Origin of the sequence: Kribbella sp. ALI-6-A, assembly GCF_001984195.1 — a bacterium.
GTDB lineage: Bacteria > Actinomycetota > Actinomycetes > Propionibacteriales > Kribbellaceae > Kribbella.
In genome coordinates, this window is the sequence record NZ_MTQN01000011.1 from 909,466 (window position 1) to 924,114 (window position 14,649).

A 14,649-nucleotide genomic window follows, 5' to 3' on the forward strand; every position below is an offset into this window, starting at 1 on the left:
CGCAGATGGGAGAACCCGTCACGCCGAACGCGCCGCCGCTCCCCCGGCCGCGCATCCTGCGGCAGTCGTGGCTGGATCTGACATTCGTGCACTGGGCGGTCGATCCAGCATCGATCGCCCACTTCTACCCCGCGGGTACCCGACCTGACGTCTTCGAGGGTCGCGCGTACGTCGGATTGATTCCGTTCCGCATGGTCGCCACCGGCTTCGCCCGTGGGCCGGCGCTGATCGGCGACTTCCTGGAAACCAACATCCGCCTCTACTCGGTCGACGCCACTGGGCGGCGCGGGGTGTTCTTCCTGAGTCTCGACACCAACCGGCTGGACGTCGTCGCCGTCGCTCGCACGGTCTTCGGGCTGCCCTACCGGTGGGCGAGCATGCGGTACGCCGTGGACGCCGATGTCCACACCTACACGACCACGAAGCTCCGGCACGTCGTCGGGCGGGCGGAAGACACCCGCGCCGCAGACGAGGCGGTCGCGAGCCAGGGCGGGACTGGCGCCGGCACCGGCGAGTCCGACGAGGCGGTCGAGGCCGGCGCAGGCGCAGGCGCAGGCGAGTTGAACGACGCGATCGCCAGCCGGGTCGTCGTCCGCGTCGGCAAGCCCGTCGACCCCAAGCCACTCGAGCACTTCCTCACCGCTCGCTGGGGTCTGCACGTCCGCCGGGCCGGCCGCACGTGGTATCTGCCGAACGAACATCCGGTCTGGCCCCTGCGCTCCGCCGAACTGCTCGACCTCCGCGCCGCCCGCCTCCTGGCCTCAGTCGGACTGCCCGACCTGACCGCCAGAGCGCCCGACCACGTCGCGCACAGCCCCGGCGTACGGTCGTACTTCGGCCTGCCTAGAGGATCGGCAAGTCGCTGACCAGATCAGGAACGTCGGCCGCCTCGCGGAGCAGAACCCGAAGCTGCCCGGATTCCAACGTGTCCTCGCTGAAGATCTGCAGTGCGACCTCGACCGTGTCGTGGTCGTGGTCGAGCAGTTCGCGCCAGCCGTCCCACAGCACGATCTCCGGCTCGCCGGTCGACCGCTCGCCCAGTGAGTCCGCCAGGGCGTCCCAGTTCCGCCCGAACCAGCGCGGCAGGTCGAAGGCGGTCGCGCAGACGTCCAGGAACCCCGCCTTGTCCAGTACGCCGGTGGTGTCGAGCCGCACGAAGCCCCAGCCGGCCACGATCACGCTCGCGCTGACCTGCTCGGCGGGCACGTCGGAGCGCCAGCGGTAGACACCGGGACGCAGTCCGGCGTCCAGCAGTGCGCGCAGCTCAGTCATTCGTCGGTCCCCCCGTCCGCCGCGATCCGGCGGAACGACTGGTAGTGGTCGTCGGTGTAATAACGCTCGCCGCCTTTCCCGGTCACGATCCGGCGTGCGCCGCGGTCCTTCTCGCCGGGCGTCTTCACGGTGTACTCGCGGTAGTACCCGCGGTTCTGCTTGGGCAGGATCTTCTCGAAGTTGCCGAAGACGACGCCGTCGCGGCTGTACGGGTACGGCCCGCCCTGGTCGATCAGCGTCAGCGTCTGCCGCGCCTCCTTCGGCAGGTCCTCGACCGCGACGAACGGCAACCCGCTGACGGGATCCTTCGACGGCTCACCCGACGCCGCGCCGCCCGATGTGCCACCCGACGGGCCGCAGCCGAACAGCGACGCCGCCAGCGTGATCACCAGCATCGCCACGACGACGGCCGCGACGATCCGGGCGGCCTTCGGGTTGTTGATCATCCGGCGCCACGCAACCGCCGCGCGAACTCGCCGGCCGCCGCGGCCGGGTCGTCGGCCTGCGTGATCGCCCGTACGACGACCACGCGGCTCGCTCCGGCCTCGATCACCTGGTCGAGCCGCTCGAGGTCGATCCCACCGATCGCGAACCACGGCTTGGACTGCTGGCGACTCGCGGCGTACGAGACGAGTTCCAGGCCGGCCGCGGTCCGGCCGGGCTTGGTCGGGGTCTCCCAGGTCGGGCCGACGCAGAAGTAGTCCGAACCGGCCTCGGCGACCGCGGCGTTCACCTGACTGAAGGTGTGCGTGGAGCGGCCGACGATCACCTCCGGGCCGGTGAGCGCCCGGGCGTGCTGCACCGGCAGATCACGCTGGCCGAGGTGCAGGACGTCGGCGCCGGCGACGTACGCGATGTCGGCGCGGTCGTTCACGGCGAGCAGCTTGCCGTGCCGCTTGCAGGCGTCGGCGAAGATCTCGAGCGCCGCGAGTTCGTCGGCCGCCTCCATCTCCTTCTGCCGGAGCTGCACGATGTCGACGCCACCGCCGAGCGCGGCGTCGAGGAACTGTTCGAGGTCGCCCTGCTGTTGCCTGGCGTCGGTGCACAGGTAGAGCCGGGCGGCGTCGAGTCGGTCGCGGAGTGGCGCGGTGTGCTCAGTCACAAGCCCAAGCCTGCCATGTGTATACCGAAGTAGTGTTGGCCTATGACGGAGTCGAGGTCCGAGGTCGTGGTGGTGGGCGGCGGACTGATCGGTTTGTCGATCGCGTGGCGGTTGGCTGCAGACGGTATCCAGGTGACGGTATGTGACCCGACACCCGGCAGCCGGACCTCGTCGGTCGCGGCCGGCATGCTCGCTCCCGTCACCGAGGTCGAGTACGGCGAGGACGCCCTGCTCGCGCTCAATCTGGCCGGCAACGCCGCCTGGCCATCGTTCGCCGAAGAGCTCGAAGCGCTCACCGGTCTCCCGGCCGGCCTGCACCGAACCGGCACCCTCTCGGTCGCGTACGACGCCGACGACGCGGCGGCGATTCGCCGGCTCGCCGAGTACCAGCGCCGCCTCGGTCTCGAGGTCGAGGAACTCACCGGCCGCGAGACCCGCAAACGTGAACCCCTGCTCGCCGCCGGCGTGGCGGCCGGTGTCTGGGTGCCCGGCGACCACTCCGTCGACAACCGCCTGACCGTCGCCGCCCTGCTGCGCGCGGCCGAGTTGTCGGGCGTCACGCTGATCCGCCGTTCGATCAGCCGAATTCTGATCGAGGGCACGAAGGCGGTCGGCGTCGAGCTGGACAACGGCGACACGATCCGCGCCGAGCAGTTGGTCGCCGCGGCTGGTCCCTGGACCGCACAGCTCAACGGCATCCCCGACGAGCTTCGCCCACCGGTACGACCGCTGAAGGGTGAGATCCTGCGGCTGCGTGTCCCGGAGGCGTACCGCCCCGTTCTGCACCACACCGTACGAGCGACCGCGCGCGGCTTCTCGGTCTATCTGGTCCCCCGGCCCGGCGGTGAACTGGTCGTCGGCGCGACGACGTCGGAGCTCGGCTACGACACCAGAGTCCTGGCCGGCGGGGTGTTCACGCTCTTGCGGGACGCACGGATGGTCCTGCCGATCACCGACGAGCTCGAGCTGGTCGAGAGCATCGCGGGGCTCCGGCCCGCGACACCCGACAACGCGCCGGTGCTGGGCGCGTCAGGGCTCGACGGACTGCTCTGGGCGACCGGCCACTACCGCAACGGCGTACTGCTGACGCCGATCACGGCGCAGGTCGTCGCCGAGACCGTTCGGACCGGCGTACTGCCGAAGGTGGCGGAGCCGTTCCTGGCGAGCCGGTTCACGCGATCTCACGGGGACGACCGGGCGGGTACCGGCGCTGCGGACGCGCCTAAGGTGATGGGGTGAGTGAGGTCATGAACGTGCTGGTGAACGGCTCCGCCGAGCAGATCGACGCCGGGACGACCGTCGCCGACGTGGTGGAGCGATGGGCCCGCAGCCCGATCGGGGTCGCGGTGGCAGTCAACGAAGCGGTGGTGACCCGGGCCGAGTGGCCGGGGACGGCGCTGGCCGAGGGCGACCGGGTGGAAATCCTCACCGCGGTCCAGGGCGGTTGAGGAGAAGACATGAGTGACGACACCCTGGTGATCGCCGGACGCGAGCTGACGTCCCGGCTGGTGATGGGCACGGGGGGAGCGCCCAGCCTCGAGGTACTGGAAGAGGCGTTGATCGCGTCCGGCACCCAGCTCACCACCGTCGCTCTGCGGCGGCTCGACCCGAACCAGCAGGGCTCGGTGCTCGACGTCCTGCGCAAGCACGACATCGCCGTACTGCCCAACACCGCGGGCTGTTTCACTGCGGGTGAAGCAGTGCTCACTGCGCGTTTGGCCCGCGAGGCGCTGGAGACCGATCTGGTGAAGCTGGAGGTCGTTGCCGACGACCACACCCTGCTGCCCGACCCGGTCGAACTGCTCGACGCCGCGGAAACCCTTGCCGCCGACGGGTTCCAGGTGCTCGCCTACACCAACGACGACCCGATCCTCGCGCGCCGGCTGGAGCAGGTGGGCTGCGCGGCGGTGATGCCGCTCGGAGCGCCGATCGGTTCGGGGCTCGGAATTCGCAACCCGCACAACATCAGCATGATCGTCGAGGCCGCCAAGGTGCCCGTCGTGCTCGACGCGGGCATCGGTACGGCGTCCGACGCGGCGCTGGCGATGGAGCTCGGATGTGACGCTGTGCTACTGGCGACGGCGGTGACCCGGGCCGAACGACCGGCCCTGATGGCCGCCGCGATGCGCGACGCGGTGACTGCCGGACGCAACGCTCTGCTGGCCGGGCGGATCCCCCGCCGGTACCACGCGGCGCAGGCCTCCTCGCCGCTCGAGGGCCGCGCCGAGCTGTAGTTCGCCCCTCCCCATCGATGCCGTCGGCACCTGTTGCCGATGGCATCGGTCGTACGGCAAACCCCTTGTGGGCGCGTCGATTGTGAACCACATCCATGTAGTTCAGGCGTCAACTGTAAACATTACGTAACAGCCGTAACCTCTGCCCCGTCGGTCCCTGTTGTCACATCAGCATCACCACTTACGGTCAAAGGACGTTGACACGGGGAGATGGACAATGACGAACACGAGCGCCACGGCGCCTGAGCCCGAGCACAACGTCCGAACCGAGCCGCGGAACCGGCGGCGTACCGTCGTCAAGATCCTCACCGGCCTCGCGGTCCCGCTGATCGCGGCCGGTGTGATCACCGCCGGATCGCCCGGCTTCGGGCAGTACAAGGTCAAGCAGGGCGACACGCTGAGTCACATCGCCGCCCGGTACGGCACCACGGTCAAGACGCTGGTCGCACTGAACGACCTGCCCGGCAACGGGAACGCGATCTACGCCGGCGAGGTCCTTCAGTTGCCCGGCGGGCCGAAGAAGGCACCACCACGCAGCACGGCCGCCGGACGAGGCCGGATCAGCTACTTGGTGAAGTCCGGCGACACGATCGGCGGGATCGCCCGGCGGTACCACGTCAGCCAGGCCTACCTGCTGTCGGTGAACGGCATGAAGCGCAGCGACCGGATCTACGTCGGCAAACCGATCCTGGTGCCGGTTCCGGTGCCGAAGGCAACCACGAAACCCGGCAAGAAGAAGAACAACACCTTCAACGGGCGGATCTACGCCGACCACGTGGTCGAGGCCGCCGACAAGAACCGGGCCACACTGAAGAACCGCAAACTGCCCAGCCGCGGCCAGATCCGCTCGATGATCATCGCGACCTCGCAACGCTACGGCGTCGATCCCGAGCTGGCGCTGGCGATCTCCTGGCAGGAGTCGGGCTGGAAGCAGCGGGTGGTGTCGCCGGCGAACGCGGTCGGCGCGATGCAGGTGATCCCGTCCACCGGGCGGTACGCCTCGGCGATCGTCGGGCGCAAGCTCGACCTGCTGAAACCGCAGGACAACATCACCGCGGGCGTCGTCCTGCTGGACCGGCTGACCGGCGCGGCCAAGCTCGACATCGCGGTCGCCGGGTACTACCAGGGCCTGGGCGGCGTACGCCGCAACGGGATGTACCCCGACACCAAGCGGTACGTGAAGAGCGTGCTGCAGATCAAGACCCGCCTCGAGAGCGGGTGGAACCCGGCCTGATCTCGCTTGCCGGAGTAGAGGCTCCGGAGCGTGACCGTCAGTGGTCCCGGCGCGGCGGCAAAGCTGCGCCGGGACTGCTTATTTACACTCTCATTGCAGACTGGCTTCGAGAGGCGGCTCACCGCACGTGACGGACGACGTAGACACCCAGGTCGGCGACCGCCTGGTCGGGCGGGTGCTCGACGGGCGGTACCGCGTGGGTGCGCGCGTCGCCAAGGGCGGTATGGCGACCGTCTACGAGGCGCTCGACATGCGGCTGGACCGGGTCGTCGCGCTCAAGGTGATGCATCTGGGCATGGGCGACGACGCCGAGTTCGGCCGCCGGTTCGTCGCCGAGGCGCGGGCCGCCGCGAAGCTGTCGCACCCGAACGTGGTCGCCGTGTTCGACCAGGGCGAGGACGACGGCACACTGTTCCTGGCGATGGAGTACGTACCGGGCCGGACGCTGCGCGACGTCGTCCGGGAGCAGGCTCCGCTGTCGCCGGCGCGCGCGCTCGACCTGCTGATGCCGGTGCTGTCCGCGCTCTCGGCGGCCCACGACGCCGGCATCGTGCACCGCGACATCAAGCCCGAGAACGTGCTGATCTCCCACGACGGCACGGTCAAGGTCGCCGACTTCGGCCTGGCCCGCGCGGTGACGACCACCGGTCAGACCGCGACGCAGGGCCTGCTGATGGGCACGGTCTCCTACCTCGCGCCCGAGCTCGTCACCGACGGCAGCGCCGACGCGCGCTCCGACGTCTACTCGGCCGGCATCCTGCTGTACGAACTGCTGACCGGCAGCAAGCCGCACACCGGCGACACGCCGATCCAGGTCGCGTACGCGCACGTGCACGCCGACGTCCCGGCGCCGTCGTTGCTCGAGCCCGGCATCCCGCCGTACGTCGACGCGCTGGTCCAGCGGGCCACGGCGCGTGATCGCGATCTGCGCCCGGCCGACGCCCGGGTGATGAGCCGGCAGCTTCGCCGGGTTCGCAGCGCGCTGGAGGAAGGGCTGCCGGACGATCCCGAGCTGACCGGCGACCTGACCGTGCCGCTGCAGGCGGTCCGCGAGGAGTCCGGGTACGACGACGGCTACAGGCGCGGCAACGGGTACGTCGAGCACCGCCGCGACAGCTACCCGCCGTACGAGGAACCGCGGTCCAACGGCTACCACCCGCCGGGACGGCCGAACGAGACGATCGTCGTGCCGCTCGAGCGCGATGCGGCACCCGCCACCCGGGTCACGCCGGTGCCGGTGCGCCGGGGTCGTGGCCTGATCGCGCTGATCGCCGTACTGGCGCTCGCGATCGGTGTCGGCACGGCCGGCTGGTACTACGGCATCCACCGCTACACCTCGACGCCGGTCCTGCTGAACCTGTCCGCCACCGACGCGTCGGCCAAGGCGAGCGAACTCGGCCTCACCACGAAGCTGGCGAACCAGGACTTCTCCGAAGACGTCCCGCGCGGTCAGGTGATGGGCACCAGCCCGTCGCCCGGCGAGCGGATCCGCAAGGACGGCGAGATCGCGCTCACCGTCTCGAAGGGCCCCGAGCGCTATCGGGTTCCGCAGTTGAAGGGCCTCGACGAAGAGGCCGCGCGGCGCGCGCTGGAATCGATCAAGCTGGTCACCGGCCGGGTCACCAACAGCTACAGCGAGACCGTGCCGGCCGGGCGGGTGATCGCGTTCACGCCGAAGTTCGACACGGTGATGAAGCCCGGCAACACGGTCAACCTCTGGATCAGTCTCGGCCGGCGCCCGATCACCGTGCCCGACCTGACCGGCAAGACCTACCAGGAGGCCAACCGCACGCTGCGCAAGGCCGGCTTCGTGGTCGAGCGCACCAACGAGTACGACGCGAAGGTCCCGGCCGGCTCGGTCGTCTCCCAGACGCCGAACAACGGCACCCTGTTCGCCAAGGACAAGGTCAAACTCGTCGTCTCCAAGGGCCCGCCGCTGGTCGAGGTCCCCAACGTCCGCCGCAAGGGCCTGGCCGACGCCCAGAAGATCCTCACCGAGGCCGGCTTCAAGGTGAAGGTCGAGCAGGCCCCGTTCCACCTCGGCCTCAACCTGGTCGCCGGCCAGAACCCCGCCGCGGGCCAACAGGCCCAGCCGGGTACGACCGTCATCGTCACGATCGTCTGACGCTCAGCCGGCGGTGCCACGGTCGTCCGACGCCGAGCCGCCGGCGGCGTCGAGCCGCTGCTTCAGACGGGTCATGTTGCCGCGCATCTCGCGGCGGGACTGCGGCCGTACCAGCAGTGGAACCAGGACCTTGCCGATGCCGTGTCCCTCAAAGTCGACGTCGATCCGCACCTTGCACGCGCGGCGTCCGGGGACCGGCTCGACGGTCACGTCGACCGCGGCGCGGATCGGTCCGTCGATCCCGCGCACACCCCAGGCCCGCGGCGGGTCCAGCCGGACCAGCTCGGACACCACCGTCCGTTCGCGCCCACCGATCCGGCGAGTCGTCGTGCACTTCGCGCCGACCTCGGCCGTCTCCCCCTCCAGCTGCCCACCCAAGACGCCGGCCTGCCACTCCGGAAACCGGTCCGGGTCGACCACGTACGCGAACACCTCGTCCGGCGTACCGGCAACCTCCACCGTCGACACGATCGCTGCCATCTCGAACTCCCGTCCTCGATCCACCCTGCAGCAGCTTGACGAACAACGTCTCTCGGAATCGACAGCGACGACTAGGACCTGACGTCGTCCCAGACGTACTCGGTGCGATCGAGGTGCGGGTTGTAGATCGTGACCACGCTTCGGGTCTCGGCGACGCTGACCAGGCGCGACCTCTCCCCCGTCGCTGAACCCGACCGGGTGGGCCGCGCCGACGCCGAGTTCGTCGAGCAGCGCGAGAAAGGCCCGCGCGTCCTCCGCGTAGAAATCCGCGGAGTACTCCCGCGGCTGCGGACCCGACCGGCCCGACCCCGGCAGGTCAGCCGAGACGACTCGGAAGCCGTCCTCCAGCTCAGCCCGCAACCGCCCGAACTCGACCGCGCTCCCCGCCCACCCCGGCAGCAACAACACCGCGTCGCCGCGGCCGGAGTCGTCGTACTGGATCGTTCCGAACGTCGGCATCAGGTCATCGTGGGGCGAGCCTGCGCGAAGGTCCAGCGATGGCCTTCCAGGTCTTCGGCCTCGTAGCGGCGGTAGCCGTGCTGGTGGATCTCGCTGACGATCTTGGCCCCCTGCTCGGTACTGCGGGCGAAATGCGCGTCGAGGTCGTCGACGTACACCCAGACGGCGTGGTCCGCGCGAGGTGCGCTGTCGTCTTCGAGCTCGAAGAGCAGGATCGCGGAGATGCCGACCTGCAACTCGATCCAGGGAGCGTGCTCGCCCTCGGCGGGGATGCGATCCCAGGAGTCGAGGCCGAACGTGGTGTGCAACCAGCGCGCGGCCGCGCCCGGATCCCTGTAGTACAAGGCGATCGAGAGCCGGTCGATCTCGCGCGGCGTGGACGGCGCGGAGTCGCGGCGGGACACCCAGTTCGGGAACCAGCCGATGACGTTGGGCCACATGTAGAAGGCCTTCTCGCCTCCGGGCAGCAGTCTCTGCTCGACGGTGACGCGGGTGCCGGCGTCGACGGGTTCGAACGCGATCTCGGTTTCGGTGTCGTCGACGGAACTGCGGTAGCCCAAGCGCGCGCCCGGCTCCCAGATCGTGATCCGGCCGAGCTCGAGCGCGTCCTCGCCGGAGGGATCGGCCGTGACTCGATAGACCTCCAGGATCCGGCCGCCGACGCCGGGCTCGATCCGCATCTGCACCGCGCGGGCGGAGTCGAAGAAGTTGATCGGGCCGCGGACCCACCACAGGTCGATCTCCTCGGTGAAGATCCGGAATGCCGTCGCCGGATCGGCGGCGACCTCAACGGTTGCGGACGCGGACTGCTCGGTCACGGTGTCTCCCTCTCGTCGACGTGCTTCTTGAACGCCCCCAACTGCTCCTGCCAGTGCGCCTGCACCTGATCGAGCCAGGCCTGCACCGCGACCACCGGCTCCGGCCGCAGCCGGAACACCCTCACCCGCGCGTCCTCCGCGACCCGCTCGTCGGTCACCAGGCCGGCCGCCAGCAGGATCCGCAGGTGCCGGCTCATCGCCGGGGACGAGACACCGGTCGCGGCCGCCAACCGACCGGCGCGCTGCGGCCCCTCTCCCAGCAGACGCACCACCTGTCGCCGGGTCGGGTCCGCCAGCACCTCGAAGAACCGGTCGACCTGATCGTTCACCATGCCGCAATAGTTACGCTGACGGTTAACTATTGGCAAGACCTCGCAGCACCCGGATTTTGGTCGCCCTGTCAGGTGTCTGCTTAGCTTTGCTCGTGAATCACCCGCGCGTCGCTGTGATCGCCCTGCTCGCGGTCGCCGCGGCCTGGGGGTCCACGTTCTTCCTGACCAAGGACCTGCTGGACAGGATGGACGTCGCCGACTACTTGGCGTTGCGCTTCCTGATCGCCGCCGTCGCGCTGATCCTGGTCCATCCCCCGGCGATCGCCCGGCTCAGCCGACTCGACCGTGGCCGCGGCGTCGCGCTCGGCGTCACGTACGGCATCGCGCAGCTCGTCCAGACCGAGGGCCTGCGGCACACGTCGGCGAGCGTCTCGGGGTTCGTCACCGGCATGTACGTCGTGTTCACGCCGTTGCTGGCCGCGGTGATCCTGCGGCACAAGATCGGCCGCTGGGCCTGGATCGCGGTCGTGCTCGCGACGGTCGGCCTCGGCGTACTGTCCCTGCGCGACTTCAGCCTCGGCACGGGTGAGCTGCTCACGCTGGCTTCGGCCGGCCTGTACGCGCTGCACATCATCGGCCTCGGCGCCTGGTCGACACCGTCCAACGCGTTCGGCCTCTCGGCACTGCAGATGGTGGTGATCACCGTCGTGTGCGCGATCGGCGCGATCCCCGGTGGCTTCACCCCGCCGTCCGGCGGTGGCGACTGGGTCCGGGTGGTCTACATGGCGCTGGTCGCGGGAGCGCTGGCGCTGATCGTGCAAACCTGGGCGCAGGCGCATCTCACGCCGACGCGCGCGGCGATCGCGATGACGATGGAGCCGGTGTTCGCGTCCGGGTTCGCCGTACTGTTCGGGTCGGAGAGCGTGACCGCACGGATGCTGATCGGCGGCGCGTTCGTGATGGCGGCGATGTACCTGGTCGAACTGGCGCCACGGAAGAAGATCGAGGCCGAGGTCCAGCACCTCGCCCAGTAGGGAGCCGGTGATGCGGGACGACAGCGCGCGACGGGTCCGGGGATTCCCGGCCGCCGTGATCGCCGTCCTGCTCGCGGTCCTTGCCGGCGGCACCATCTCCAACCTGGACCGGAATCCGCAGCCGCAGCTGGTCGCCGACGGCATCCCCGGCAGACCATTGCCCGCAGCCACCGCCACCACGCCGTACGCCGAACTCGTGCGGCACGCGCTCGCCGATCTCGACGCCCTCACCCTGGCCAACGGCGCGACCTTGGCCGGCAACGACGGGCCGTGGCGGTTCGTCTGGCCGCGGGACGCGTCGTTCGTCGCGGCGGCGCGCTGCGCGATCGGCCAGTACGACGAGGCGGCGCGCGTGCTCGCGTTCCTCGACCGGGTCCGCCCGAGGGCCGGCCGCTGGGAAGCGCGCTACTTCGCCGAGACGGGCGGCGTACCGAACGATGGGCGTGAGCCGCAGCTCGACGGATCCGGTTGGGTGGTGTGGGCGACCTGGTTCTGCGATCGGGACCTGGCGAGGTACTGGCCGATGGTCAAGGAGTCCGCCGACCAGATCGTCGCCGAGCTCGGCCCGAACGGCCTCCCGGGCCCGTCACCCGACTATTGGGAACGGCCGGAAACCGAGGTCACCCTCGGCACGGTCGCTCCCCTGCTCACCGGCCTCCGCGCGGGTCTGGCGATCGCCCGAGAGCTCGGCCATCCAGCCGATGCCGAACGCTGGCAGACCGCGCTCGACCGGTTGTCCAAGGCAACAAATCGCCACTTCGCTCCCGACTACCCGCGCACTCCCGCCCGGTCGGTCAGCCTGCTGGAACCAGGCCTGCGCATCGGCGTCGGCGGCGGCGCCGACGCGATCGTCACGATCCTCGGCCCACCCTTCGCCCCCGCCGATCCCTGGATCGACGAAGTGATCACCCGGACCAGACACGTCCTGACCCAGCCGAACGGCGGCGTCACCCCCGGCGAACAGTGGCGCGCCGACGGCGTCGCCTGGACCCCACAAACCGCTCTCTTCGCTTTGAGCGCCGCAGCCCGCGGCGACCGAGCGACTGCCGAGGAACTTCTGCGGTGGCTCGACACACATCGCACCCCGAGCGGAGCCCTACCGGAGAAGGTCAACCGCGACCTGCAGCCGGCCGGCGAAGCCCCGCTCGGCTGGACGTCGGCGGTCGTCGTACTGACCGTCGCGGCGCTGGATCGCCCGCTTCCGGTGCCCTAGCAGATCTCCATCACGTCATGGGTCGGTGCCTCGGGGCGGGTGGTGCTGGTCTTCGACGAGTAGAAGAACGCCGTCGACGCGATGTCGTCCTGCAGCGGCAGGTAGCGGCCGCCCGAGCGCCAGCCGAGGGCCTGGACGTCGACGCGCAGCGACTCGCGGAAGCGGATCGGGTCGGGTAGGTGGAAGCGGTACATGCCGAACCGCTGCTGGCTCGCGTACTGGCCGTCCGGCCGGATCACCTGCGGCATCCCGAGGTACGGCGTACTGAACTCGGCGTAGCCGCCGCGGTCCGGCCCGAGGTCGAAGTTCCAGGCGCCGCCGAAGTAGTCCTCGGTGCCGGTGCCGCAGATCGTCGGGTACTCCTCGCCGTCCAGGTAGAACTTGACCTCACCCTCGCCCCACCAGCCCGAGCTGTTCACGCCCCACGCGATGTAGGTGCCGACGTAGTGGCCCGGCCCTTCGACGCCGTCGAGCAGGGTGTGCACGGTCTTCGACGGCAGCGGGTTGCTCCGCCGCCACTGCGCATGCAGGTACGCCGACTTGGCCGCCACCTCGCCGAGCCAGTAGTCGACCTGGAAGTAGACGATCACCTTCTCGTCGGACGTGTTCTCGATCGTCAGCCGGGCCTGCTCGCGGAACGGCATCTCCCAGTAGCAGTTGAAGCCGCCGTTCGGGTTCACCGAGACCGGCAGCGCGTTGACCTGGGCGAACCGGCCCCAGCCGGAGCAGAAGAAGTCGCCGACCGGCGCCTCGACCGCGGGCGCCTCGTCGCCGTCCCAGTACGAGCGCAGCACCAGCCGCCGCCAGTTGTCGGTGTGCGTGGTGAGCCAGATGTGGGTGATGCAGCCGCTGCCGGCGATGTCCGCGAGCGTCGCGGTCTCCCCCGGCCCGATCTCGATCGACGGCGACACCTTCCAGCCCTGCCCGAGGTCGCGCGCCGCGTGGGCGCCGGTCCCCTCGGTCCGGCGTCCACCCTGGCCGGGCTCGCCGGTCGGGTTCTCCGCGCTGATCGAGCGGCTCTGGACGTTGGCGACGGCGCTGATTCCGGTCAGATTCCCAAGAGTCATGCCCGGGAGCCTAAGCCGGTGATCGGCCGGATGGTGATGTGAGAAATCGATTTCTCATCTGCTGGACGGCTTGCTCTTACATGCTGATCTGGTTATATCCGGCCATGGCATCTGAGCGCGGCACGCTGCACGCCACCGACGACGGGCGGGTCGCGATCCGCTTCGTCCGGTTGTTCGCGCATCCGCCGGAGAAGGTGTGGCGGGCGCTGACCGACCCGGCGCAGCTGGCGGCCTGGTTTCCCGCAATCGTGGATCTGTCGACGCCGGCCGGGAAGGAACTGTTCTTCGGCGTGACCGAGCGTCAGCGCGCGACGTACGGGATGGCGGACGATCCGGAGCGCACGCCGAACGGCCGGATGCTTCGGAACGAGCCGCCGCACCTGCTCGAGTACGAGTGGATGGGCGAAATTCTCAGCTGGGAGCTCACCGGTACGGCGGACGGGTGCCGGCTGGTGTTCACCAACGTGCTCAGCGATCGCGAGGTTGCCGGGCCTGCGGCCGCCGGGTGGGAAGCCGGTCTCGAGGTGGTCTCGGCGCAGCTCGACGGCGTACCGGTGACGTGGGATCCGTTCGTGCGGGCCGAGGAGCTGGCGCGCGAGTACTGATCAGCAGGCGCGAATCTTCGCCGTGAAGCCGTGCTCGAAGGTGAGGCAGGCCCAGGGGCGGCCCTTGTTCTTGTCCGGGCGCACGATCAGCGGGTACTCGGTCGCACCGCGGGGCTCGGGCGACTTCTCGGTGACCGGCGAGCCGATCGCGCCACCGCGGGCTTCGGCCGCCGCTTTGACGTGGTCGACGGTGACGGCACTCATCGCGTCCTTCGTCGCGGCCGCTTCGGCGTCGTCCGCGACCGCGAGCGCGAAGTCGATCTCCGGTGGGGTCGCCCAGGTCGTCGATGTCACCGGGAAGACGAAGCCGAACATCAGCATCCCGACGCCGGCGATGATCCGCCGGGCGCGGCGTCCGTTCTCAACCCCGAGCACGGCCGCGCAGCCGAGCGCGAGCAGCAGCGTGAGCCCGCGGACCAGCCAGTGCCGATCGAGCCGGCTGTCCACCGCGAGCGCGGCGATCAGCGCGATCAGGACGCAGGCAACCGCGGCGAGCATCGCGCGGACCTTCGGGGAGGCGGTCAGACGCCCGAGGGTGCCGGAGGTCGATGCCGCTCCCGCCCGGCCGTCGGGGGAAACAGAACTCATGCCGCAGACGATAGAGCAGGCGCAGCGGGCCGCCGCGGTCGGCGGCGGCGCGCGGTGGCGCGGCCGTTCGGCGCAGCGAATCGTCCGTTCGTCGCGTGACCCGCCGTACAGGCTCAACGACTACAGACACTGCTGGCAGATTCGGA

At 70.0% G+C, this 14,649-nt stretch carries 17 protein-coding genes; 9 read left to right on the forward strand and 8 right to left on the reverse strand.

The annotated features are described in order from the left end of the window. Positions 1-5 precede the first annotated feature (5 nt). Positions 6-866 (forward strand): YqjF family protein, encoded by an 861-nt coding sequence (locus BWI15_RS24800; protein WP_077016842.1) that lies wholly within the window; start codon positions 6-8, stop codon positions 864-866. Here the strand turns inward: BWI15_RS24800 and BWI15_RS24805 are convergent. The 3 genes from BWI15_RS24805 to thiE are packed head-to-tail and all read right to left on the reverse strand — an operon-like array spanning position 844 to position 2,374. Further along, the gene (locus tag BWI15_RS24805) at positions 844-1,272 is read right to left on the reverse strand and encodes a barstar family protein (RefSeq protein ID WP_077016843.1); all 429 of its coding nucleotides are present in this window, start codon (positions 1,270-1,272) and stop codon (positions 844-846) included. The two genes, BWI15_RS24800 and BWI15_RS24805, sit on opposite strands and share 23 nt — an antisense overlap. Beyond that, positions 1,269-1,718: a ribonuclease domain-containing protein gene (locus BWI15_RS24810; protein WP_077016844.1), complete on the reverse strand. Its 450-nt coding sequence runs from the start codon at positions 1,716-1,718 to the stop codon at positions 1,269-1,271. The genes BWI15_RS24805 and BWI15_RS24810 overlap by 4 nt, the downstream gene beginning before the upstream one ends. Continuing rightward, complete coding sequence (gene thiE, locus BWI15_RS24815; protein ID WP_077016845.1) at positions 1,715-2,374, reverse strand: thiamine phosphate synthase; 660 nt, start codon at positions 2,372-2,374, stop codon at positions 1,715-1,717. Before thiE ends, BWI15_RS24810 begins: the two co-directional genes overlap by 4 nt. Positions 2,375-2,416: 42 nt before the next feature. Here thiE and thiO point away from each other — a divergent pair, with 42 nt between their 5' ends. From thiO to pknB, 5 genes are all read left to right on the forward strand, one after another. Continuing rightward, positions 2,417-3,613: a glycine oxidase ThiO gene (gene thiO, locus BWI15_RS24820; protein WP_077016846.1), complete on the forward strand. Its 1,197-nt coding sequence runs from the start codon at positions 2,417-2,419 to the stop codon at positions 3,611-3,613. Further along, positions 3,610-3,822, forward strand: a complete 213-nt coding sequence (gene thiS / locus BWI15_RS24825; RefSeq protein WP_237771443.1) for a sulfur carrier protein ThiS — start codon at positions 3,610-3,612, stop codon at positions 3,820-3,822. The genes thiO and thiS overlap by 4 nt, the downstream gene beginning before the upstream one ends. Before the next feature lie 9 nt (positions 3,823-3,831). After that, the gene (locus BWI15_RS24830) at positions 3,832-4,608 is read left to right on the forward strand and encodes a thiazole synthase (protein ID WP_077016847.1); all 777 of its coding nucleotides are present in this window, start codon (positions 3,832-3,834) and stop codon (positions 4,606-4,608) included. A gap of 217 nt (positions 4,609-4,825) precedes the next feature. Beyond that, positions 4,826-5,842, forward strand: a complete 1,017-nt coding sequence (locus tag BWI15_RS24835; protein WP_077016848.1) for a lytic transglycosylase domain-containing protein — start codon at positions 4,826-4,828, stop codon at positions 5,840-5,842. A 127-nt stretch (positions 5,843-5,969) separates the two neighbouring features. Then, a complete protein-coding gene (gene pknB, locus BWI15_RS24840; RefSeq protein WP_077016849.1) occupies positions 5,970-7,967 on the forward strand; it encodes a Stk1 family PASTA domain-containing Ser/Thr kinase in 1,998 nt (665 codons plus the stop codon). Between the two features lie 3 nt (positions 7,968-7,970). Here pknB and BWI15_RS40185 read toward each other — a convergent pair whose 3' ends face one another. From BWI15_RS40185 to BWI15_RS24860, 3 genes are read right to left on the reverse strand one after another with little or no spacing between them, the layout of a single operon-like run. Further along, entirely contained in the window at positions 7,971-8,906 is a 936-nt protein-coding gene (locus BWI15_RS40185) for an alpha/beta fold hydrolase (RefSeq protein ID WP_237771444.1), read from the reverse strand. Beyond that, positions 8,906-9,724: a VOC family protein gene (locus tag BWI15_RS24855; RefSeq protein ID WP_077016850.1), complete on the reverse strand. Its 819-nt coding sequence runs from the start codon at positions 9,722-9,724 to the stop codon at positions 8,906-8,908. Before BWI15_RS24855 ends, BWI15_RS40185 begins: the two co-directional genes overlap by 1 nt. Further along, positions 9,721-10,056, reverse strand: coding sequence for an ArsR/SmtB family transcription factor (locus BWI15_RS24860; RefSeq protein WP_083750984.1), 336 nt, complete (start codon positions 10,054-10,056; stop codon positions 9,721-9,723). Before BWI15_RS24860 ends, BWI15_RS24855 begins: the two co-directional genes overlap by 4 nt. A 92-nt stretch (positions 10,057-10,148) precedes the next feature. Between BWI15_RS24860 and BWI15_RS24865 the strand changes: the two genes are divergently transcribed. Both BWI15_RS24865 and BWI15_RS24870 read left to right on the forward strand, forming a co-directional pair. Continuing rightward, positions 10,149-11,030, forward strand: a complete 882-nt coding sequence (locus BWI15_RS24865) for a DMT family transporter (protein ID WP_077017261.1) — start codon at positions 10,149-10,151, stop codon at positions 11,028-11,030. Positions 11,031-11,040: 10 nt separating this feature from the next. Then, on the forward strand, positions 11,041-12,243 hold the full coding sequence (locus BWI15_RS24870) for a glucoamylase (protein WP_077016851.1): 1,203 nt from the start codon (positions 11,041-11,043) through the stop codon (positions 12,241-12,243). On the opposite strand, the gene BWI15_RS24875 is transcribed toward BWI15_RS24870, so the two are convergent. Further along, entirely contained in the window at positions 12,240-13,310 is a 1,071-nt protein-coding gene (locus tag BWI15_RS24875; RefSeq protein ID WP_077016852.1) for a glycoside hydrolase family 172 protein, read from the reverse strand. The two genes, BWI15_RS24870 and BWI15_RS24875, sit on opposite strands and share 4 nt — an antisense overlap. 104 nt (positions 13,311-13,414) lie before the next feature. Between BWI15_RS24875 and BWI15_RS24880 the strand changes: the two genes are divergently transcribed. Next, the gene (locus BWI15_RS24880; protein WP_077016853.1) at positions 13,415-13,915 is read left to right on the forward strand and encodes an SRPBCC domain-containing protein; all 501 of its coding nucleotides are present in this window, start codon (positions 13,415-13,417) and stop codon (positions 13,913-13,915) included. On the opposite strand, the gene BWI15_RS24885 is transcribed toward BWI15_RS24880, so the two are convergent. Beyond that, on the reverse strand, positions 13,916-14,503 hold the full coding sequence (locus BWI15_RS24885) for a hypothetical protein (RefSeq protein ID WP_237771445.1): 588 nt from the start codon (positions 14,501-14,503) through the stop codon (positions 13,916-13,918). Positions 14,504-14,649: the final 146 nt, after the last annotated feature.

What these genes read in the sequence shown, in the direction of transcription:
- BWI15_RS24885 (WP_237771445.1), bottom strand. Translation starts at nt 14,503, where the DNA reads ATGAGTTCTGTTTCCCCCGACGGCCGGGCGGGAGCGGCATCGACCTCC.
- BWI15_RS24810 (WP_077016844.1), bottom strand. Translation starts at nt 1,718, where the DNA reads ATGATCAACAACCCGAAGGCCGCCCGGATCGTCGCGGCCGTCGTCGTG.
- BWI15_RS24835 (WP_077016848.1), top strand. Translation starts at nt 4,826, where the DNA reads ATGACGAACACGAGCGCCACGGCGCCTGAGCCCGAGCACAACGTCCGA.
- BWI15_RS24860 (WP_083750984.1), bottom strand. Translation starts at nt 10,056, where the DNA reads ATGGTGAACGATCAGGTCGACCGGTTCTTCGAGGTGCTGGCGGACCCG.
- BWI15_RS24880 (WP_077016853.1), top strand. Translation starts at nt 13,415, where the DNA reads ATGGCATCTGAGCGCGGCACGCTGCACGCCACCGACGACGGGCGGGTC.
- BWI15_RS24805 (WP_077016843.1), bottom strand. Translation starts at nt 1,272, where the DNA reads ATGACTGAGCTGCGCGCACTGCTGGACGCCGGACTGCGTCCCGGTGTC.
- BWI15_RS40185 (WP_237771444.1), bottom strand. Translation starts at nt 8,906, where the DNA reads ATGCCGACGTTCGGAACGATCCAGTACGACGACTCCGGCCGCGGCGAC.
- BWI15_RS24830 (WP_077016847.1), top strand. Translation starts at nt 3,832, where the DNA reads ATGAGTGACGACACCCTGGTGATCGCCGGACGCGAGCTGACGTCCCGG.
- BWI15_RS24870 (WP_077016851.1), top strand. Translation starts at nt 11,041, where the DNA reads ATGCGGGACGACAGCGCGCGACGGGTCCGGGGATTCCCGGCCGCCGTG.
- thiO (WP_077016846.1), top strand. Translation starts at nt 2,417, where the DNA reads ATGACGGAGTCGAGGTCCGAGGTCGTGGTGGTGGGCGGCGGACTGATC.
- BWI15_RS24800 (WP_077016842.1), top strand. Translation starts at nt 6, where the DNA reads ATGGGAGAACCCGTCACGCCGAACGCGCCGCCGCTCCCCCGGCCGCGC.
- BWI15_RS24875 (WP_077016852.1), bottom strand. Translation starts at nt 13,310, where the DNA reads ATGACTCTTGGGAATCTGACCGGAATCAGCGCCGTCGCCAACGTCCAG.